This window comes from Dyadobacter linearis, assembly GCF_907165045.1.
GTDB classification, from domain to species: Bacteria; Bacteroidota; Bacteroidia; order Cytophagales; family Spirosomataceae; genus Dyadobacter; species Dyadobacter linearis.
The window spans coordinates 580,485-601,311 of sequence record NZ_CAJRAU010000002.1; the positions used below are offsets into that span (position 1 = coordinate 580,485).

General features: G+C 48.1%; 15 protein-coding genes. 10 read left to right on the forward strand and 5 right to left on the reverse strand.

Annotated elements, in window-relative coordinates; translation table 11 throughout:
• Positions 1-197: 197 nt before the first annotated feature.
• Positions 198-1,238 (reverse strand): TlpA family protein disulfide reductase, encoded by a 1,041-nt coding sequence (locus KOD92_RS08535; protein WP_215233121.1) that lies wholly within the window; start codon positions 1,236-1,238, stop codon positions 198-200.
• A gap of 268 nt (positions 1,239-1,506) precedes the next feature.
• Here KOD92_RS08535 and KOD92_RS08540 point away from each other — a divergent pair, with 268 nt between their 5' ends.
• From KOD92_RS08540 to KOD92_RS08570, 7 genes are all read left to right on the forward strand, one after another.
• Positions 1,507-2,112: an RNA polymerase sigma factor gene (locus KOD92_RS08540; protein ID WP_215233122.1), complete on the forward strand. Its 606-nt coding sequence runs from the start codon at positions 1,507-1,509 to the stop codon at positions 2,110-2,112.
• A 108-nt stretch (positions 2,113-2,220) separates the two neighbouring features.
• Positions 2,221-3,345, forward strand: a complete 1,125-nt coding sequence (locus KOD92_RS08545; protein WP_215233123.1) for a FecR family protein — start codon at positions 2,221-2,223, stop codon at positions 3,343-3,345.
• 186 nt (positions 3,346-3,531) lie between these two features.
• Positions 3,532-6,924 carry a TonB-dependent receptor gene (locus KOD92_RS08550; protein WP_229254598.1) on the forward strand — a complete coding sequence of 1,131 codons (3,393 nt, stop codon included), beginning with the start codon at positions 3,532-3,534 and terminating at the stop codon, positions 6,922-6,924.
• 30 nt (positions 6,925-6,954) lie between these two features.
• A complete protein-coding gene (locus KOD92_RS08555; protein WP_215233124.1) occupies positions 6,955-8,385 on the forward strand; it encodes a RagB/SusD family nutrient uptake outer membrane protein in 1,431 nt (476 codons plus the stop codon).
• Between the two features lies 1 nt (position 8,386).
• The gene (locus KOD92_RS08560; RefSeq protein WP_215233125.1) at positions 8,387-9,109 is read left to right on the forward strand and encodes an SGNH/GDSL hydrolase family protein; all 723 of its coding nucleotides are present in this window, start codon (positions 8,387-8,389) and stop codon (positions 9,107-9,109) included.
• A 99-nt stretch (positions 9,110-9,208) separates the two neighbouring features.
• Positions 9,209-10,807, forward strand: a complete 1,599-nt coding sequence (locus KOD92_RS08565) for an FAD-dependent oxidoreductase (protein ID WP_229254619.1) — start codon at positions 9,209-9,211, stop codon at positions 10,805-10,807.
• Between the two features lie 185 nt (positions 10,808-10,992).
• Positions 10,993-11,433 (forward strand): VOC family protein, encoded by a 441-nt coding sequence (locus KOD92_RS08570; RefSeq protein WP_215233126.1) that lies wholly within the window; start codon positions 10,993-10,995, stop codon positions 11,431-11,433.
• Positions 11,434-11,444: 11 nt separating this feature from the next.
• On the opposite strand, the gene KOD92_RS08575 is transcribed toward KOD92_RS08570, so the two are convergent.
• The 3 genes from KOD92_RS08575 to KOD92_RS08585 form a co-directional block, all read right to left on the reverse strand.
• Positions 11,445-11,990, reverse strand: coding sequence for an alpha/beta hydrolase (locus tag KOD92_RS08575; protein WP_215233127.1), 546 nt, complete (start codon positions 11,988-11,990; stop codon positions 11,445-11,447).
• A 158-nt stretch (positions 11,991-12,148) separates the two neighbouring features.
• Positions 12,149-12,583 (reverse strand): hypothetical protein, encoded by a 435-nt coding sequence (locus KOD92_RS08580; RefSeq protein ID WP_215233128.1) that lies wholly within the window; start codon positions 12,581-12,583, stop codon positions 12,149-12,151.
• A 63-nt stretch (positions 12,584-12,646) separates the two neighbouring features.
• Positions 12,647-14,038, reverse strand: a complete 1,392-nt coding sequence (locus KOD92_RS08585; protein ID WP_215233129.1) for an alkaline phosphatase — start codon at positions 14,036-14,038, stop codon at positions 12,647-12,649.
• Between the two features lie 214 nt (positions 14,039-14,252).
• On the opposite strand from KOD92_RS08585, the gene KOD92_RS08590 reads away from it, so the two are divergent.
• Both KOD92_RS08590 and katG read left to right on the forward strand, forming a co-directional pair.
• On the forward strand, positions 14,253-14,429 hold the full coding sequence (locus tag KOD92_RS08590; RefSeq protein WP_215233130.1) for a DUF3606 domain-containing protein: 177 nt from the start codon (positions 14,253-14,255) through the stop codon (positions 14,427-14,429).
• Positions 14,430-14,661: 232 nt separating this feature from the next.
• Positions 14,662-16,938 (forward strand): catalase/peroxidase HPI, encoded by a 2,277-nt coding sequence (katG, locus tag KOD92_RS08595; RefSeq protein WP_215233131.1) that lies wholly within the window; start codon positions 14,662-14,664, stop codon positions 16,936-16,938.
• Between the two features lie 72 nt (positions 16,939-17,010).
• Here the strand turns inward: katG and KOD92_RS08600 are convergent, their stop codons facing one another.
• The gene (locus KOD92_RS08600; RefSeq protein ID WP_215233132.1) at positions 17,011-19,098 is read right to left on the reverse strand and encodes a tetratricopeptide repeat-containing sensor histidine kinase; all 2,088 of its coding nucleotides are present in this window, start codon (positions 19,096-19,098) and stop codon (positions 17,011-17,013) included.
• A gap of 290 nt (positions 19,099-19,388) precedes the next feature.
• Between KOD92_RS08600 and KOD92_RS08605 the strand changes: the two genes are divergently transcribed.
• The gene (locus tag KOD92_RS08605) at positions 19,389-20,648 is read left to right on the forward strand and encodes an Hsp70 family protein (protein ID WP_215233133.1); all 1,260 of its coding nucleotides are present in this window, start codon (positions 19,389-19,391) and stop codon (positions 20,646-20,648) included.
• The last annotated feature ends 179 nt before the right edge of the window (positions 20,649-20,827 follow it).

Here is a 20,827-nt window from a genome sequence, read left to right on the forward strand (position 1 = left end):
TAGTTTACTGTATTTGGTTTGGTAGGTATATGTTCCTTCCAATTTATATTGCCAGCTTAGGCGAGAGTTTGGATTTTGGCGGGCAGGCAGTGTATGCAGGGGAGACCGGAGAGGTTTTGCTCACCAGAATCGCTTTAACTTATTGTATAACAACCTGTTTACGTCGTAAACATCTTGTGCTGTAACGGCTTGCAAGACTACTTTTGTTCGACTTCATCTGCGGCAATGAATTTCTTTGCTGCTTCGAAGTCAACGGCTTTAATTACGCCGGCTTTATCCACAAGGAGTAAGTAAGGAACTGATGAAATACTAAAATGCCGTGCAGCAGGTCCTTTAGAACCTTTTAGATCGGAAAGTTGGGTCCATAAAAGTCCATCTTTTTTTATTGCCGCTAGCCAAGCTGCTTTGTCAGTATCAATAGAGACGCTAAAAAAATCGACTTTATTGAGATCAATATTCTTGTATACTTTAACAAGATCTTTGTGTTCCAACCTACATGGGCCACACCAGGAAGCCCAGAAATTGATCAGGCTATATTGCTTGGTCTGACTTGGAATAATTGTTGCTTTTCCACCTGTGTTAGAAATACTTATTTTATTGATTTTCTTTCCAATTGCGTTTGCTTCATTTCGTTCAAGTGCTTTCTTTAAACTCTTTCCTTCATCTGAACTCTTCAACTCAGCTGACAATGCATTAAATAGAGTTTTGCTGCTACCAATTCCCAAGTAATCGTTATGTAATTGGAGCAGAGTAAGTGATAAGTAACTGCTTGTATGAGTTGAAACATACCCGCGCACAAAGTCTGCCTTTTTTTGGTTGATCATGGACTCGGACAACCCAAGTTTACTGTAACCGTTCATGGTATTCACTGCCATTAAATAATCCTCAGATTCTCTGTTGCCGGAAACAGCGGTTGGCTGGATAAGCCTTTTGTCGATATCCTCATATTTCCTTCGTTCAAATTCAGCTCGAATCGTATCAGCTGTTAACCACATTCCTAACCCAGCATGGGATTGTGAGGTGCTGACAACAGCCAAAACAGGGTGCGCCAGACTCTCCGAAAGCTTAAATACACCATCTTTTAGAGGAACGTTAAAAACACGGCCATCGTAAATCATCACCCGTGCTGTCCGGCAAGTGTCAGGGTTGGAAATCCGTCCGATTACAGTGAAGCGACCAGACTGTGCAAAAAGACTTTGTACTGAGAGAATATAAAAAATGATATACCAGTGTTTCATAGTTGTATCGTTTTGTTTACAAGATACTTAATACGCAATTATACATTGATATGTGACAGTCGCATGTGATATCCTCCCAATTCTCGGCATAACAGGTGGTGGGATCGATGGAGAACGCCCGACAATCTAGGGTAGAATTTTAATGCTTCCTAAGTCTGCAACGGGAACTTCGTAATTGGATGATACACGGAATGAATAAAACTTTTCTTTTAGCATAAATTGGGTTTGCGACCAAGATTTACTTATTTAGTGATCTTTTCACTCAATTATGAAATCAGCGTCCACTAATCCCGAAGACCTTTTGCTTTGGCAGGATTTCTTGGACGGTGACGTACAAGCGTTCGAACGGCTGATGTCAGGTAATTTCCGCCTGCTATTCAGATATGGATGCAAATTTTCCAAAGACCAGGAGTTTGTAAAAGATAGCATTCAGGACCTTTTCATGGCTTTATGGGAGAGGAGAGCTAATCTGAATCCCGATGCTGCGGTCAAGCCGTATCTGATGGCGTCGCTTCGACGACTGATGTTCAGGACGCGGCTTTCTGCCCGCAGCTGCGACGGGGAAACTTTACAGGAAGTAGACTATGATTTTTGCGTAGAATTCTCGGTAGAGGAACAGTTTATCGCCGAGGAAACGACGATCGCCAGGACCCGGCACATACAGGATCTGATTGGCAAACTTCCCCAGCGTCAGAAAGAAGTGGTTTACCTCAAATTTTTCCAGGAGCTGAGCCGCGAGCAGATTGCCAAAGTAATGGCGATAACCCCCCAAACAGTTTCGAATCTTCTTCAAATTGCAATCCGGCAATTGAAACAGGGCAGGAAAGTAGCGTACATGCTGGCTGGCCTTCTGCATTTGCTCCTAATGCGCTGATTATTACCCGATCTGGTATTTCTCTTCCTTTTTTTTAGAAATAATTCAAAATTTATTGGTATCCAGCCATGAAAATCGTCTATACTCATTTAGAGACAATCAACTTGCATGGACCAATACTCCGATTTTTCTATTGATGACTTCGTCTGGGACGACTATTTTCGTCAATGGATCTTGTCGCCTGATAAAGACAACACCCTTTTTTGGAATAACTGGATCAACGCCCATCCTGACATGGCGGAGAAGGTGGAAAGGGCCAGGGCTATTTTGCTTTTTATGCAGATCGAAGAGCCCGAAATCAGCGATGAGGAGATCAGTAAAATTGTAAAAAGAACTATTGCCCACTATAACGGAGAAAATTCCCATATTCAAAAACTGCCCCGTCGAAGTATATCAGCGCCTTTCACGACCTGGATGCGATTTGCGGCATCTATTATTCTTATCACATTACTAGGCTGGACGGCCTATTCTATATTGGTCAACAAAAAGGAAAAGTCACAACTTGTACAACAGGAAACCACGAAGGGAAAAAGCTATTCTGTTGTTGAAAAAATCAATAGAACTGCCCGCACCATGGAGCTTATCCTGAGTGACGGCAGCCATATTAGTCTTGCCCCAAAAGGTCGCGTGCGGTACAGCGAACCCTTCAACGAGGAAAGACGGGAGGTTTATCTTACGGGCGAAGCTTTCTTTGATATCAGGAAAAATCCCGATCAGCCGTTTCTGGTATTTGCGAATGGACTGATAACGAAGGTATTAGGTACCAGCTTTCGGGTAAATGCGTCCGGAGATAAGGGCGAGGTTACCGTTGAGGTCAAAACGGGTAAGGTGGCCGTATTTGCGCAAGCCGACCCGCACGTATTCAAGAAATTGGAAGACAAATCACTGCACGGGATGATATTGAAGCCCAACCAGAAGATCATTTACGCCGGCAATGAGGTTAAAATGGTAAAAACATTGGTCGAAAAGCCCGAAATAGTCGTCTCCGTATCTGAAACTCCAAAATTTGTCTTTGAAGATACCCCGGCAAGTGACGTTTTGAACACCCTGGGAAAGGCTTATGGCATTGATATCATTTATGATACCACGCTGTTGAAACACTGCCTGCTCACAGCTGTTCTTGAAGGGCTGACATTACACGACAAGCTGGACATCATTTGCAAGGCAGTCGAATCCAGTTATGAGATCGTCGACGGACAGGTGCTCATTCACAGCAACGGGTGCAAGAATTAACCTATTTTATCACGCAATAACCTCTTAACGAACAGAAAACAGAAAGGTTAAACATAAAAAAAGAGCCGGTAATGTTCGAGCATCACCGGCTCCGAAATATCCCGATTGGTTCGTCGCCATTTCCTCCCTGAAAGGAGGCAGGGATTATTTTGCCGGATTTTTCAATCTAACAAAACAATCAAATCTATGAAAAAACCCTTTAAATACCGCCGGGTATTACTTTGGACGATGCGAATAACAATAACACAGCTGATGCTTGCGATCTTGTTCATGGGTGCAGGGTATGCGCACAATAGTCTTGGGCAATCTCTTCTTTCTGAAAAAATTACGGTTTCCGCCAACGGCAGTGAAATCAGGAAAGTACTCACTCAGCTGGAAAAGCAGGTCGACGTCCGATTTGTATTCAGCTCGACGATCATTAAATCTACACGGAGAGTAACTGTTAATGCCAATGACAGACCACTTTACGAAGTACTGGATCAAATTCTGACACCGCTTGACCTGCAATATGAGATCTCGGGTAAAATCATTATCCTAAAAAGGCTAGAAGGCCCGGGAATGGAAGCGCCGGCTGAGCCAAAAGGCGTCAAAAGGCAGGTTTCGGGGAAAATATCGGATGAAAACAACCAGCCGCTACCCGGCGTAAGCGTAGTGATTAAAGGCACTCAAACCGGCACAACCACCAATGTGGAAGGCGTTTTTCAACTGAATGTTGAAAGCGACGATGCGGTACTGGTGCTCAGTTTCGTGGGTTATGTGACCAAAGAAGTGCCTGTGGGCAGCCAGAGTGCAATCAATGTAACGATGGCACCGGAAGATCAGTCCCTTCAGGAAGTCGTGGTCGTAGGTTATGGTCAGGTAAAGAAAAGTGACCTTACCGGCTCCGTATCGACCATTCCGGTCGACGAGATCAAAAAAGTAGCGGTGACTTCCATGGACCAGGCTTTGCAGGGTCGGGCAGCCGGCGTGCAGATCACGCAGAATTCAGGCGCGCCGGGCGGTGCAACGACGATCCGTATACGCGGAGGAAACTCGATCCAGGGGGACAATGAGCCGCTTTATGTGATCGATGGTATCCCATTTAAAAATGACGTGTCCAACAGCGGCTCGAACTTCAACGTTCTGAGTACGCTCAACCCCAGCGACATTGAGTCGATGACAATCTTAAAGGATGCCTCTTCTACGGCCATTTACGGTTCAAGAGGGGCAAATGGTGTGGTCATTATCACTACAAAAAGAGGGAAAGCAGGCCGATCGACAGTGACCCTGGATGCTTTCTACGGTGTGCAAACAGTCCGTCGCAAGTATCCTGTACTGAATGCGCGGGAGTACGCACAGTTCGTGAACGACGCCAATACGAATGAAGGACGCAATCCGGTTTATACGCCCCAGCAAGTCGAAGCATTCGGCGAAGGTACCGACTGGCAGGAAGAGATTTTCCGCAGCGCACCGACCTACAACTACCAGCTTTCGATGAGTGGTGGTGATGACAAAACGCAGTACGCGCTTTCAGGGGGCTATTATAAACAGGAAGGCATCGTTACCAACTCGGACTTCGATCGTTACTCTTTCCGCGTGAACCTGGACCGGAAGCTTACCAACAAAATCAAGGTGGGTAACAGCCTCACGGTCAACCGTACTGTTACTAACCAGTCGCGCACAGATGGTGACCTGGGCAGTGCGGGCCTTGTTACGATGGCCGCCCTGCAGTTTCCTTCGATCCTGCCCGTTTACAATCCGGACGGAAGCTATCTGATGAACCATCCGGCCCTTACTTTTACCGCAGATAACCCGGCTGCATTGGCGCGGGAAAGCAAGAATACAAATACAGCCTACCGTGTATTCGGAAATATTTTCGGTGAATATCAGATCATCGAGGGACTGAACCTGAGAGTTGTTCTCGGTATCGATGGAATTATGCAGAAGCAGGATAGCTACCTTCCAAGAAGTGTTTCGAGTGGCTTGTCGCAGGGTGGGGTGGGTAGAGTTAATAACGGACAGTCGATTACCTGGCTGAACGAGAACCTGTTGACCTACACCAAAAATTTCAACAAACTGCATAATCTGACTTTGCTGGTAGGATATACGCAACAGGCCAACCGTACTGAGAACAGTTCTGCGGCCTCGCGTAATTTTGTGAATGATAATCTGGGTACAGGCAACATCGGTTCCGGTTCTGTCGCATTGATACCGTCGTCGGGCATTGGTACCTGGGGGCTGGAATCTTATCTGGGGCGTGTGAATTATGAGTTTAATGAAAAATACCTTTTAACCGCATCCTTCCGTGCAGACGGTTCTTCCCGCTTCGGTGCTAACAAGCGCTACGGTTTCTTCCCGTCTCTTGCATTGGCATGGCGTGCTTCGGAGGAACCCTTCATTAAGAACATTCAGTCAATCAGTGAATTGAAAGTAAGGGCCACGATCGGTTCGACAGGAAACCAGGATGGGATCGGTAATTATCCGGCTTACTCGCTACTGGGAACACAGAACTATGTATTTGGAAACAACGTATCGACGGGTATAGGGCCTAACCAGATCGCGAATCCGGACCTTTCGTGGGAAACAACTACGCAATCCGATATTGGTATCGACATAAGCCTTTTCAGAAACCGCCTGAGCTTCACGGCCGACGCTTACATCAAACGCACCCGCGACTTGCTCCTGAGTGTGACGATCCCGAGTACTTCCGGCTTTTCCAGCGCGATCCAAAATCTTGGAAAAGTTGAAAACAGGGGAATTGAACTGACTATCACTTCTTACAATATCGATGGCGCGTTCAAATGGAAAACCGATTTTAACTATGCACTGAACCGCAACAAGGTACTTGACATTGGTGGCGCGCCGCAGATTTTCGCAGGTGGAGTGGCCAACATCGCGCAGAATGTTAATTCCGGCGTTATCCGGGTAGGGGAGCCGCTCGGGTCGTTTTTTGGGTACGAAACCGATGGACTTTATCAGACCGACGAAGAACTGAAAGTCCTCGTAGATGCGAATGCACGCAAAATCGGCGACCGCAAATACAAGGACCTGAAAGCTGACGGCCGGATCGACGACAATGACCGTACCATCATCGGTCGCGCGCAGCCGAAATTCATCGGTGGTATCAACAATACATTTTCGTACAAAGGCATTGACCTGACTGTCTTCTTCCAGGGTGTTTATGGAAATCAGATCCTGAATGCAAATCGCTTCGAGCTCGAATACCTGAATGGAACCAACAACCAAAGCCGCGATATGCTCAACCGCTGGACACCGGAAAATACCAATACGGACATTCCGAGAGCTTCGACTACGCGCCCTGCCAACCGCATTTCGACGCGCCAGATCGAGGACGGTTCATACCTGCGCCTGAAAAATATCCAGCTTGCCTACACACTGCCGGCAACTGCGACGAAAGCATTGCATTTGCAAGGCGTGCGTTTCTACGTTTCCGCGCAGAACTATTTGACCTGGACGAAATATTCGGGTTATGATCCGGAGGTGAACCGCTTTGGCCAGGACAGCCGCAGCCAGGGCTTCGACTATGCGAGTTATCCGGCAGCCAAAACACTGATTTTTGGTTTGAATGTAGGTTTTTAAAAGTTCAAAGCATTTTAAAGCAGAATCCACATGAAAAAAATATTAGCATTTCTGGTAACACTTTCGGTCGCATCGTCGTGCAACGTACTTGACCAGGTACCTGAATCCGCCTTTACGCCAACCAATTTCTATAAAAATTCAGATGACGCCATTGCTGCGATAAGCTCGGTATATGATCAGCTGAATACCCAGGATCTGTATAACCAGGTAATGTGGATTGTACAGGACCAGGCCACGGACGACGCGGAATGGGGCGGCGGGAGATCTACTGCGAACCAGGCCAAAAACGATCTCGACAAATACACATTTACGCCGGCTACCAGCACATTCCAGTCGACGTGGAGCGCGCAGTACAGAGCTATCAACCGGGCCAATGCAGCCATCGAGCGCATTCCGGCGATTACTATGGACGCTGCATTGCAGGGCCGCCTGATCGCCGAAGCCAAATTCATGCGCGCGTTTTACTATTTCACATTGGTACGGTTCTTCGGCGATGTGCCGCTGGTTTTGAAAGAAACCACTTCGCTGACCGACCTGCAAATTTCAAGAACGCCAAAGGAGGAAGTGTATGCGCAAATCATCAAGGATTTCACCGAAGCGGAAGCGGTACTTCCGGCCAGCTACTCAGGTGCAGACCGCGGACGTGCGACCAAGGGAGCAGCGACAGCTTTTCTTGCAAAAGTGCACCTTACCCGTCAGGACTGGACAAATGCAGTTGCAAAAGCAAAACAGGTAATCGATTCTGGCCTTTATGATCTGTGGGCTACTTATCCCGAAGCATTCGCGATTGCCAATAAAAATGGAAAAGAAGCTGTTTTTGAAGTACAGGCACTCGGTGGCGGGTTCGTTGAAGGAAGCTGGATGCAGGGTTACATGCGTCCGAACTTTGACCGTGTCAATAACATTTCCGGTTTTGGCGACGATCCGGTTACCAAAAACCTGTACGAAACCTACACCGCTGCTGACAAGCGCCGGGACGTGAACATCCGCATTTATTCGGCCACATCTACTCCGGCTGCTCCCGCCAGCGTCGATTTTCCGGGATATGTTTATAAATATCTTGATCCGTCGGCAACCGGCAACAATGAAGGCAGCAACAATTTCCCGGTGATCCGCTATGCCGACGTGCTACTGATGTATGCAGAGGCGCTCAACGAGCTGGGAGCCGGAAATGCCGAAGCTTTTGCGGCCGTGAACAAAATCCGGGCGCGGGCCGGGCTGGCGGCGCTTCCAACATCTCTCAGCCAGGCTGCGTTCCGCGATGCGATTTTGCTGGAACGAAGGCTGGAACTGGCTTTCGAAGGCCACCGTTGGTATGACCTTGTTCGCACCGGCAAGCTGGTGCAGGCGATCAAAGCGCAAAACCCGACGATCCAGGTTACGGAGAACCACCAGCTTTTGCCGATCCCGCAAACGGAGCGCGACGTGAATCCAAACCTGACACAGAACCCCGGGTACTGATATGCACCGCAGACATTTTTTGCACACCGCACTTGCATTACCGGCCGCAGCTTGGGCCGGTAATGCGATGCCGGTGCAACCAGCGGCCGAGGAGCCGTTCATTATCAATGCGGGAGTTGGCGGGAACAATACCGTTGACCTGCTTGCCCGAATCGAAAAAGACTGCCTCTCGCACAAGCCTGACTTCACGATCCTGATGATCGGTACCAACGATATGAATAGCCGTAAACACATTCCACTGCCGGAGTTCGAACAAAACCTGCGCAAGATTATCAGGATGATCACCGGCTCGGGCAGCCAGGTGCTGCTGATGACCATTTTGCCCGGGTATGAACCCTACCTTTTCACACGTCACCCCAAGGAGTTTTACGAACCCGAGGGTTATCAATCCCGATTGATGAAGGTAAATGCGACGATTAAACATGTAGCAGAAGAATTAAAGCTGCATTTTCTGGACTTGCATCACATCTTCGACAAAGTGGGCAATGTGGGCGAAGAGGCCGGCAGCCTGATCCAGAATGTTGCCAACAGCAATAAAAACGACGGTATTCACCCTACGCCCGATGGTTACCGGACCATTGCTGTGGCAGTTTACGAAAAGCTGATCTCGGTCAATGCGCCTTACAGGAGGCTCGTATGCTTTGGTGACAGCATTACGAATGGCGGTGGCGGCGTGGAAGGCAATAGTTATCCTGCCCAACTGAAAAAGCTGCTTGGTTACTAATCCGGGTACTCATTAAGTATTTACCAAAAATCACAATTTATGTTTTCGAAAATAAAAATGATGCGACTGCTGGCATTGGTAAGCATCCTTTTCACGGTAATGCCGACCCTCACTTTTTCACAATCTTTTGAGGCTGATGTGATCGTTTACGGCGGCACTTCTGCGGCTGTCACGGCGGCTATGCAGGTGGTTCAATCAGGAAAAACCGTCTTGGTCGTTTCGCCCGACAAGCATTTGGGCGGCCTCTCCTCCGGCGGGCTGGGCTTCACCGACACTGGCGATAAGTCGGTTATCGGCGGATTCGCGCGCGAGTTTTATCATCGCGTATACATGCGCTACGACAAGCCTGAAACCTGGAAGTGGCAGAAAAAAGACGAATACGGCAACAAAGGCCAGGGAACACCCGCGATGGACGGAGCAGAGCGTACCATGTGGATTTTTGAACCACACGTGGCCGAACAGGTTTTTGAGGATTTTGTGAAAGAAAATAATATAAAGATCTACCGCGACGAGTGGCTTGACCGCAGCCGAACAGGTGTTCAGAAAAACAATGGGCGCATCACATCCCTGAAAACGTTAAGCGGCAAGACTTTCAAGGGTAAAATGTTCATCGACGCCACCTATGAAGGGGATTTGATGGCTGCTGCCGGAGTAAAATACCACGTGGGCCGCGAAGCGAACAGTGTTTACAATGAAGAATGGAATGGTATTCAGGCGGGTGTGTTTCAGCACAATCACTATTTTCAGAAAAACATCAGTCCATATAAGATCGAAGGTGATCCGAAGAGCGGCCTGCTACCTTATGTTTCGAATGAAAAAATAGGCAAAAACGGCGATGGTGATAACAAAATCCAGGCCTATTGCTTCCGTATGTGCCTGTCGTCGCACCCTGATAACCGCATTGCTTTCACCAAGCCGGCAGGTTACGACCCTGCTAAATATGAGCTGCTGGCGCGCGTTTACAAAGCAGGCTGGACAGAGACTTTTCAAAAATACGATCCTATTCCCAACCGGAAGACAGATACTAACAACCACGGCCCGTTCAGCACCGACTTTATTGGTCAGAACTACGATTATCCCGAGGCAACTTACGAGCGTCGCAAAGAAATTATCAGAGAGCACGAGCTTTACCAGAAAGGCCTGATGTACTTTATCGCCAACGATCCGGCTGTTCCGGCTGACGTGCGTGCGGAAGCCAGTGAATGGGGATTGCCAAAAGATGAATTCAAGGATAATGGCGGCTGGCCACACCAGATTTATGTCCGCGAAGCGAGGCGCATGATTGGCCACGGCGTAATGACTGAAAATGAAACATTAGGCAAAAAAGCGGTATCAGAACCCATCGGTATGGGCTCGTATGCGCTGGACGCCCACAATGCGCAGCGTTATATTAAGGAAGATGGTTTTGTACAGAATGAAGGCGATATCGGCGTGCATCCAAAGCAACCTTACAGCATTTCCTATGCATCCATTATCCCGAAAAAAGCTGAATGTGAAAATTTACTCGTGCCGGTTTGTTTGTCAAGCTCACACATTGCCTATGGTTCGATCCGGATGGAGCCAGTGTTCATGATTTTGGGCCAGAGTGCGGCCGCGGCTGCCGTGCAGGCGATCGATCGCAAAGTAGCGGTGCAGGACGTAGATTACCCCAAGCTAAAAACGCAACTATTGAAGGACAAACAAAAGCTGGAATTGTAATTGAATATTGCAAAGGACAGCATTTTGTCGGGCAGTGCCAGCTTGATGAAGTATTAGCGACAATTAAAAAACAGAAAAATGAACAGTAATTTATTGGTAGAGCGAGATTCTATGCAATGGTAAGCCCCTACCTTCTTGTTACCTTATCGCAGAAATCGTAAAAGCTAAACAATAAATATAAAATCATGAAAGCAATTAATCCCTGGATCAATTTCAATGGAAATGCCGAAGAAGCATTTAATTTTTATAAATCAGTTTTTGGTGGAGAATTTGCGAAAATTATTCGCTTTAAAGACATAGCAAGCGACGCATTTCCAGTGTCAGAAAATGAAGCAGATAAGATCATGCACATTTCTTTACCACTAGGAAAAAACAATGTATTAATAGCGAATGATGTTCCCGAAATGATGGGACCAACCAACGAAAATGAGAACAGATCAAAAATAGTAGTAAGTGCGGAAAGCCGCGAAGAAGCGGATAAAATATTCAACGGACTGTCCGAAGGCGGAGCTATTGAAGGTCCTATTGGCGATAGTCCGTGGGGTTCATACGGTGGCATGTTCAGAGACAAGTACGGCATTGAATGGATCGTGGAATTCAACCCAAATGACAACCCCCGGATCTAAGCCTTATTATCTCACAACTCCTTCACGTCCGCCGCAACTACTTTCAAACCATCACTAAACTGGTGGCCGCCGGTTTGAACTTCGCGGAAGGTGGCGTGGGGGAGATTTTGCTTATAAATTTCGAAATGCGAGAAGGCTACTTCTTCGTCGTCTTTGCAGTGATAAAAGAAAAGTGGAACATTTTTGTCAATGCGCGTGGCGAAATCGGATTGGAGCTTGAAGGCATTTACCCAGTCTTCCTTTCCTTCCCAAAAGGGTGTTGCAAGAAGGAAAATGCCCTCAATTTGCTTTTCCACTTCATTTTCAGATACGTAAGCCAGCAGCATCGAAGCGCCGAGTGAGTGCGCGACCAGAATTACACCATCCGCACTTGCCGAAATCTCTTTCCCGATCTGTTCGCGACGGCCCAGGTCCGGCGTTCCGTTATTGGGCAAATAGTGATAATGGACCGAATAATCCACTCCGAGTTCAGACAGGAGCGAAACGACGAGCTTTTCATCCGCTTTAAAATCCTCTCTCGACCCGCCCCCGTGAAAAAATATGACGTTTTTTGACATAACTAATAGATTTGAAATGAAGAAAAATCTTGAATACCAATGATTTAAGCTTCAAATTTACCAGTTACGCCCGCCACTTACGGAGGGGAATCGAGCCAAATGATGGGGGTTAATGCGAAGAATTGTTGATTGCGGATTTGCCCCGGACGTTAGTCAAACTACTTTTCCCTAGCAAGCGTCAGGAAAAGCCCTGTGCAGGGTTCGATCAGCAGATTTTCTGCAACCGGCCGGGTGATCTTGATCTGCGGACAAGGCATACAATCCACAACCATACAACTTGGGTCAGATTTTACAGGTGCCAGAGGCTTTGGCACAAACACTTGACCGTCTATGACCAGCTTTTGAGACATGCAGCAAGGCAAAAAGCCCTTTTCATTCAGGAACATTCCATCAAACCGGATTTCGTAAATCTCCTTATCGCCTGCGGCAGCCGGGGTTGTGACCAGAGAATCACCAACAGTCCGGCCGTATGCAATCACGCGCCATTTACCGACGATCGAGGCAACCTCGGGAAGCGGCTCGGGTGCGGGATTATCTTTCTTGCACTGTGAGAAGGCAAATAGTACCAGTAAAATAAGAAGTAGTTTGTTCATAGCTGAGCGAGTTTATTGTTCAGACTCGGAACAGCGCCAATCGGTTGGAAAGAAAAGTTGGTTTTAGACCCTCGCAACACCCGTCGCGTCGAGCATGAAGTTGTGCAGGTCCGTATTTTTGACAAAAGGGTCTAGTTTTTCACTGCCTGGCCCGAACATAGCCAGTTCTACGTAGTCGGAAGAATGGTCCATTCCTGCCCAGCCAATACCTGTATATTTAGTTTGAATTGATCCAAACTCTTTAAAAAGTGGCTTATTGGTGATGTAAAGTCCCTTTTCATTTTTCAGACCAAACAGTTTCAGCAGTTTCTCAGCTTCCTCAGTCCGGATTGCGTAACCCTGTGCGAACTCGATCCGCTCGATCAATTGTGCGGGCGAGAGCATTTCTTTCAGTCCGCCCATGATCCAGTTGTTGGTATGCCTGAATTTTTGCAGCATATCAAAATTCTTATCCGAACCGAAAAGTCCGGGATTCGCATTGCCGTGGTCGGTGGTGATGATCACCAGCGTTTCTTTATCCTTCGCCGCAAAATCGAGTGCTACCTGAACTGCCTCGTCGAAAGCGATCTGATCGTAGAGAAGTCCGCCCGCGTCGTTGGAATGCGCCGCCCAGTCCACTTTTCCGCCTTCGATCTGAACAACAAATCCTTTCGGGTTTTTGGATAAAAGTTCAAGCGTTTTCCCCGTCATTTCTGCGAGTGTAGGTACGCTGCTTTGAAGGGTTTTATCCTCAAATGTATCCAGCGAATAGGGGAGGGCGCCTTCGCAGAATACCCCGAGTACCGGTTTTCGGGCACTATTTAACGCGAGCAGATCATCGCGGTTTCTGGCCAGATTGTAGCCTGCCGAAGTATAGGCAGCGAAAAGGTCCTTCTTATCTTTCCTGGTTTCAGGACTAAAAAACTCGGAACCGCCGCCCATCATTACGTCGAATTTCAGGTCAAGGTATTGGTCGGCGATCTCCGACTCGTCGCCGCGTGATTTGTTATTAATGCAAAATCCGGCGGGTGTCGCGTGGGTGATCGTCACCGAAGTAACGCAGCCTACCGATTTTCCTGCCTCTTTATATTTTTGTAAAATAGGTTTGTTGAAGCTACCGTCTGCATTTACATTCAGATTTCCGTTTGGTACCTTTTTTCCGCCGCCCCAGGCCGAGCTTCCAGCTGCCGAATCGGTGACAAGCGCGCTGGAAGACGATGTTTCCATAAATGCCCGTCGACCGGTTTTTTCCGAATACAATTTCATCCACGCGCTTTCACGACCTTCTTTCCGTGTCAAGAGCAGATCGGCCATATTCAGCGTGCCGGTACTCATGCCGTCGCTAACCATGAAAATGATGTTTTTGGCTGAGTCCCTGGTTTTGACAGGATGTATATTTTCAGGCTTTCCTGAGAACGTAATCGGGCCGAGCAGTAAGCCTGCCGCGCTATTGGTAAAAAAGTCCCTTCTTTTCATTTATCGGATCAAATGCGGTAATCAGTTTTGTCAACTGGCGCAAAACTACGTACACGTATTTTACCCGAATGTTAAGTTGTGCTTGGTGATGATATCTTAACAGCTATTTAATATAGCAGAGAAGGATTGAATGCTAGATCTAAACCAAATATGTGCCTGAATATGCCCCGGTATGGTTTTTTACTAGTTTCTATATCAACAAACTTCAATCAAAATGGCTGACGACAAAACCAAACGGGGGCCGGCAGACAGTAGCCGGATCAACGTAAACGAAGATTATGAAGTGGCATACTGGACAGAGGCACTGGGTGTATCCCAGGACAAACTAACAGAGGCAGTCAACTCCGTAGGAACATCCGCAAATGCAGTACGGGAATACCTGAACAAGTAATTTGCACACACACGAAAAAACCCTTGCACCTATCCCGGTAGATGCAAGGGTTTCTTGATTTTAATGCACAAACGCATTCGTGCCTATTCGTGCATTCGTGGCCAACAATAATAGACTAAGCCTATCAATTCATAGAATTAATCGATTGTGATTATACGTAACAAACGTATATATTGCCGACCTCACGATAAGAAGTGCAGTTTATTATTGATTTAATCATGAACATATAACAATGGAAAACGAATCAGGCGACATTTCAAAATGCCCGTTCCACAACGGCTCAATGAATACCAGCAATGTAGGCGGTGGCGGTACAAGGAACCGCGACTGGTGGCCTAACCAACTCAAACTGAATATCCTGCGCCAACACTCCAACAAGACCAATCCGCTCGGCGCAGATTTTGATTACGCGGAGGCTTTCAAAAGCCTTGACTTGCAGGCAGTAAAGGCGGACCTGCATGCATTAATGACGGATTCCCAGGATTGGTGGCCGGCAGATTTCGGTCATTATGGGCCGCTTTTTATTCGTATGGCGTGGCATAGTGCAGGTACTTACCGCGTGTTTGATGGTCGCGGTGGTGCAGGTTCAGGTCAGCAAAGATTTGCGCCGCTGAACAGCTGGCCGGATAACGTGAGCCTTGATAAAGCGCGCAGGTTGCTTTGGCCTATCAAACAAAAATATGGTAATAAAATTTCGTGGGCGGATCTACTGATCCTGACCGGAAATGTGGCTCTTGAATCAATGGGCTTCAAAACTTTCGGTTTCGCCGGCGGACGTGCCGATGTATGGGAGCCGGATGAAGATGTGTATTGGGGAGCTGAAACCACCTGGCTTGGTAATGACCGTCGCTATGCACATGGTGTAGCCGGCGTCGCTGGGCACGGCGTAGTATCGTCAGACGAAGATCCGGGTGAAGGAATTCACTCCCGTACCCTGGAAAAGCCGCTTGCAGCTGCGCACATGGGCCTCATTTATGTGAATCCCGAAGGGCCAGACGGAAACCCGGACCCGATCGCGTCTGCGAAGGATATTCGTGACACTTTCGGAAGAATGGCGATGGACGATGAAGAAACCGTTGCGCTCATTGCGGGTGGACACAGTTTCGGAAAAACCCACGGTGCCGCGCCTTCCGAACACGTTGGAAACGAGCCAGAAGCTGCTGATGTAGAGTCGCAGGGTTTTGGGTGGAGTAACAGTTTTGGCTCCGGAAAAGGCGCTGACACGATTACCAGCGGACTGGAAGTGATCTGGACCACAACGCCCACGCAGTGGAGCAATAACTTTTTTGAAAACCTGTTCGCATTTGATTGGGAGCTGACAAAGAGCCCGGGCGGTGCGCATCAGTGGGTTGCTAAAAATGCAGGGGAAATTATCCCGGATGCATACGATAGCTCCAAAAAGCACGCGCCGAGAATGCTTACTACCGACGTAGCATTGAAATTTGATCCGGCTTATGAAAAGATATCAAGACGTTTCCTCGAAAACCCGGATGCATTTGCCGATGCTTTTGCGCGTGCATGGTTTAAGCTGACGCACAGGGATATGGGCCCGCGCGAACGTTACCTCGGTCCGGAAGTACCGCAGGAAGTGTTGATCTGGCAAGATCCAATCCCGGCAGTTGATCACGCTTTGATCGACGAAAATGATATCAATGCATTGAAATCCAATATCATGGCCTCTGGCCTGAGCGTGTCGGAATTGGTATCGGCTGCATGGGCTTCGGCTTCGACGTTCCGCGGTTCCGACAAACGTGGAGGTGCTAATGGTGCGCGCGTTCGTCTTTTGCCTCAGAAGGACTGGAAAGTGAATAACCCTGCGCAATTGCAAAAGGTATTAAATGTACTTGAAAGTATTCAGGGTGAGTTCAATGCAATTCAGGTAACAGGGAAAAAGGTATCACTGGCCGACCTGATCGTTTTGGCGGGTTGTGCTGCTGTTGAGAAAGCCGCGAAAGATGCTGGACATTTTGTCACCGTTCCCTTCACACCGGGCAGAATGGACGCTTCGCAGGATCAGACCGACATTGAATCAATGGGTTACCTGGAACCTGCCGCGGACGGTTTCCGCAATTACAGCAGAGGAAAGTTGTCGGTATCTACCGAAGAGGTGCTGATCGACAAAGCACAATTGCTGACCCTGACCGCGCCCGAACTGACCGTATTGGTAGGTGGCATGCGCGCATTGAATGCAAATTTCGATGGTTCTAAAAATGGTGTATTTACTTCACGACCAGGCGCGTTGACCAATGATTTCTTTGTTAACCTGCTGGATATGAATACCGCCTGGAAAGCAATGGGCGATGATAAAGAAGTTTATCTGGGAACTGATCGCGCAAGTGGCCAGCCAAAATGGACTGCAACCCGCGCCGATCTTGTGTTCGGTTCTAACGCGGAGCTGAGAGCGATCGCCGAGGTTTACGCGAGCTCGGATGCCAGCGAGAAATTTGTGACAGACTTCATTGCAGCCTGGAACAAAGTGATGAACCTCGATAGGTTTGATCTCGCATAATCTGATTTGAAATAAATATAAATGGGGTGCCCGATCAGTTCGGGCGCCCCATTTTTTGTGTAATGCAAATGACTAGCTGTCCAGCGGCATAGCCGGCAGCTCAACGAAAAATGCGGTCCCGATTCCGCTTTCTGATTCAAACCAGATCCTTCCACCGTGCGCTTCCACGATTTGTTTGCAGATTGACAATCCGATACCAAAAGATTGCTCACCCGCCGTTCCCGAGCGTTTCGCATTGTCGGAAGGCAGGAAAATCTCGCCTTTCAATTCGTCGGGAATACCGATGCCATGGTCTCGGACCGTCAGCAATACCTGCGCGCCTTGCTTCTGTAAATTAACCAGTACGGTACTGCCCGGCGGCGAGAATTTGATCGCATTACTGAGGAGGTTGCAGAATACCCGCCATATTTTTTCCCTGTCTACCGGCGCGGTGACTTCCTCAAATTGAAAGTCGAGGGTTTGTTGCTTTTCGCCGGCTTTGTGTCTCAACATATCCACGCACGATTGCACGATCTCCGGCAACGCAATGTTGCTGGTAGAGATCTTCTCTCGATCAGCACTTGACTGCAAAATCTGACTGATCAGCGCATTCGCCATTTCACCCGACTGCTGCATCGCAGTTACTATTTCAAGCTGATCTTTGGAAGGGGTATGTTCCCAGAAAATGAGATGAGAGGCGGAGATCATCGCGGCGATAGGGCTGCGCAAATCGTGCGCTACAATCCTTAAAACTGTCTGATTTTCAGCTTCTGCATGTTCCAGCGCATTCACGGTATCCTGCAATACGATATTACTTTGTGTCACAGCCTTATTGAGTTCGGTGACGGCGCGCAAATTGGCCGCACTTCTCCGGGCGCTGCGCCAGATCTGGTACGCGATCACACACAATGTGATCGAGATCAGGATAACAAAACGTAGGATCAGCTCCTTCTGAGCGTCCTTTTCGGCAACTAGCTCCACTTCGTGTTCGCGCTGTACCTGCTGCAAAAGCACACTCACGTCACTCTTATTTTCTATGTTCTTTTTCAGTTTGTTGTTACGGTCGGTTTCCTGACTGGCCAGCATTAACCTGCCCGCTTCTTCAAATCTGCCCTGCCCGAACAGAACTGAACCCTGCAATTTTTGGTGCAAACTGGCGGTAGCCGCATCGTTCGCACTGCCGGTCACACTCTTTAATATGCGCAGCTGTTCATCTGCTTTGCTGAACTCCTTTGTTTCGATATAAATCCTGGCTAGTAATTGACGGGAATCCCGCTCTACTTCCATTGACCAGTCAATCTCCGGATCGTGTTGCAGGCATTTTTTCAGCAGCCTCTCGGCGATCTTCATTTCCTTTTTTAGTACATGAGCTTCCGCCTGGTTCAGTAAAATGACGATGCGCGCAAACTTGATAAAGTTCTTTTCGCGCGGAAATTTCGATTCATTTTTGTCAATGAAATCCATAGCCTTGCGAAACTGGTCCGAGGCAATATCCGGCTGATTCAAATGAATATATGCCATTCCGATATTGCGGATACTACCTTGTTTTTCAATGAATTGTAACTGGAAATTGTCTGCTTCGCGGCATTTGGCAAGTTCCTTCAGTTCCTGCTGCCAATATTCGATCGCCTGATAGTAGTTTTCTTCTTTGTAAGAAATATTCGCGATCCGGCTGCTGTACCTGGCACATTCGCAAATCTCGCCCAGGCCTGTCAGAAAGGATTTGCCGTGGTAGTAATTCCGGTAAGCCCGGTAATATTCTTTTTGTTTCAAAAGATCATCACCTTTTAAAAGTAACGCTTTCGAATATTCAGCCGGATACATTTCACGCACCTGCACGGACGAAAATAATAGCAGCAGACTATCCGTATAGCTCAATGCTTCTTCACTCAGCGTGGAATCGCGGTGACACAACACTTTCATGAATTTGTAATATTGCATCCGGTCGGCGAAAGTCTTTTTCGGGCGGGTCGCCATGATGGAGTCGAGGGTGTGGATCGCATTTTTGATCCCGATTTTTCTGGAATGGCGGTCCAGGCTGTCGATCCACATTTCAAGCTGGTCTTCCTGCGCCGGTTTGATTGACTTTTGGCATTCTGTGAAAAACCAGAGGGCGGCAAAACAAAGTAGGAAAGTTTTTAAGGTATATGCAGGTACCGGCGAACCGAAATATTTCTTCATCAGTAAAGTTGTCAATGCGCACCCGAACTATTTACCTCAGGTAAGGTGTGTAGAAAAGCCCCGCGTTGCTAAGGCGGAGTAATGACATGTACGATGGAGGGCAATAGATAGTTTAGCCACCAGACTAACCGAAAGGCAATTTTACGGAAAATTTATAAAACACCTTTGTAGCGAAATAGCTACGCGGCTATTAATACACGCCCCCAGGTGGTGCAATCGACGAACTTTTACTAAAAAGTTTGCATTGCCGGGCAAATAATCAGAAATTGCGCGCCCAATTTTCCAGACCAATGACACCTCCTGTTTTTTGCGGTATTGATTTCGGCACTTCCAATTCCAGTTTGGCGGTCGCGGATCAAAACGATGTTTTTCTGATCCCGGTCGAAAACGACCATACTACCATTCCCAGCGCAATGTTCTTTGCGCGTAAAGACAATCACGCTTATTTCGGGCGCGAGGCGACAGAACGGTTTCTGACACGCCAGCCCGGCCGGCTGATGCGCAGCCTCAAACGGGTACTAGGCACACCTGCGATGCGCCAGGGAACGATGGTAAACGGTGAGTTGATGAAGTTCCACCAGATCATCGCCGCCTTTTTGGACCAGATGAAGCGGAAAGCCGAGGCCGATTGCGGGACCGAACTCCGGCACGTGGTAATGGGGCGGCCCGTACATTTTGTAGACAACGATCCTGCCGCCGATCAGCGCGCCGAGAGCGAATTGAAAGCGGTTGCAACGAGCCTTGGTTTTGAGCACGTCGGTTTTCAATATGAACCAATTGCAGCTGCATTCGCCCACGAGCGCAGGCTTTCCGGCGAGAAACTGGCAATCGTGGTAGACCTGGGCGGCGGAACTTCTGATTTTACGATCATCCGCCTTTCGAAGGAAAATGCACGCAAGTCCGACCGGAACAGCGATATTCTTGCCAATACCGGTGTGCGCTTGGGTGGAAATGATTTTGATAAAGACCTGAGTCTGGCTGAAATGATGCCCGAACTGGGATTCAGGACCAGATATGGTGCCAAAAACCTGGAAGTTCCGTCTTACCATTATTTCGATTTGTCGGAATGGAGCAAAGTAAACTTCCTGTATACAAACCGGATCGTTTTTCAGGCAAAACAATTACTGCGGGAAACGCATGACCCTGTACGTTACGGCAGGCTGATCAACGTGCTGGAACAGGAAACCGGGCACGCGGTACTGGCGGAAACGGAGAAGATCAAGATCGGGCTGGCCAGCAGGGAGCGTTTCGCCGCGGCACTGGATTTTATCGACGAGGATCTCCGCATTGATGTGGCCAGAGAAGATTTCAATGCTGCTATTACATCCAAAACTGAGAAGATCGTGAGCGCGGCGCGGGAATGCCTGCAAGCCGCCGGGATATTGCCCGAAGCGATAAGCCTGGTGATCATGACCGGCGGCTCTACCGAGATCCCGCTCATTCAGGAACAATTCCGCAAGCTATTCCCTGCGGCTGAATGGTCAGAAGAAAACAAGCTTTCCAGCGTCGGACTCGGCCTTGCTTACGATGCCCGAAGCCGTTTTTCCTGAAAGCAGAAAAAGTCTCCGATAGCTCTTCGTTTTTTTTGCAGCGCGCCTCGTAACAGGCGCGCTTTCTTGTTAGGCCCGGGCAGGAACTGTTTTCAGATGCGTATCAATACTGACGCAATCAGAACAATACGGAACCATTAATATGTACTGTTTCAAGAAATTCAAATACAGAGTAACTG

Bases quoted from the DNA above. Each gene is read 5' to 3' on its own strand.
- KOD92_RS08570 (WP_215233126.1), top strand. From the start codon at position 10,993: ATGAAAGCAATTAATCCCTGGATCAATTTCAATGGAAATGCCGAAGAA.
- KOD92_RS08545 (WP_215233123.1), top strand. From the start codon at position 2,221: ATGGACCAATACTCCGATTTTTCTATTGATGACTTCGTCTGGGACGAC.
- KOD92_RS08540 (WP_215233122.1), top strand. From the start codon at position 1,507: ATGAAATCAGCGTCCACTAATCCCGAAGACCTTTTGCTTTGGCAGGAT.
- KOD92_RS08575 (WP_215233127.1), bottom strand. From the start codon at position 11,990: ATGTCAAAAAACGTCATATTTTTTCACGGGGGCGGGTCGAGAGAGGAT.
- KOD92_RS08565 (WP_229254619.1), top strand. From the start codon at position 9,209: ATGCCGACCCTCACTTTTTCACAATCTTTTGAGGCTGATGTGATCGTT.
- KOD92_RS08550 (WP_229254598.1), top strand. From the start codon at position 3,532: ATGAAAAAACCCTTTAAATACCGCCGGGTATTACTTTGGACGATGCGA.
- KOD92_RS08600 (WP_215233132.1), bottom strand. From the start codon at position 19,098: ATGAAGAAATATTTCGGTTCGCCGGTACCTGCATATACCTTAAAAACT.
- katG (WP_215233131.1), top strand. From the start codon at position 14,662: ATGGAAAACGAATCAGGCGACATTTCAAAATGCCCGTTCCACAACGGC.
- KOD92_RS08535 (WP_215233121.1), bottom strand. From the start codon at position 1,238: ATGAAACACTGGTATATCATTTTTTATATTCTCTCAGTACAAAGTCTT.
- KOD92_RS08590 (WP_215233130.1), top strand. From the start codon at position 14,253: ATGGCTGACGACAAAACCAAACGGGGGCCGGCAGACAGTAGCCGGATC.
- KOD92_RS08605 (WP_215233133.1), top strand. From the start codon at position 19,389: ATGACACCTCCTGTTTTTTGCGGTATTGATTTCGGCACTTCCAATTCC.
- KOD92_RS08560 (WP_215233125.1), top strand. From the start codon at position 8,387: ATGCACCGCAGACATTTTTTGCACACCGCACTTGCATTACCGGCCGCA.
- KOD92_RS08585 (WP_215233129.1), bottom strand. From the start codon at position 14,038: ATGAAAAGAAGGGACTTTTTTACCAATAGCGCGGCAGGCTTACTGCTC.
- KOD92_RS08580 (WP_215233128.1), bottom strand. From the start codon at position 12,583: ATGAACAAACTACTTCTTATTTTACTGGTACTATTTGCCTTCTCACAG.
- KOD92_RS08555 (WP_215233124.1), top strand. From the start codon at position 6,955: ATGAAAAAAATATTAGCATTTCTGGTAACACTTTCGGTCGCATCGTCG.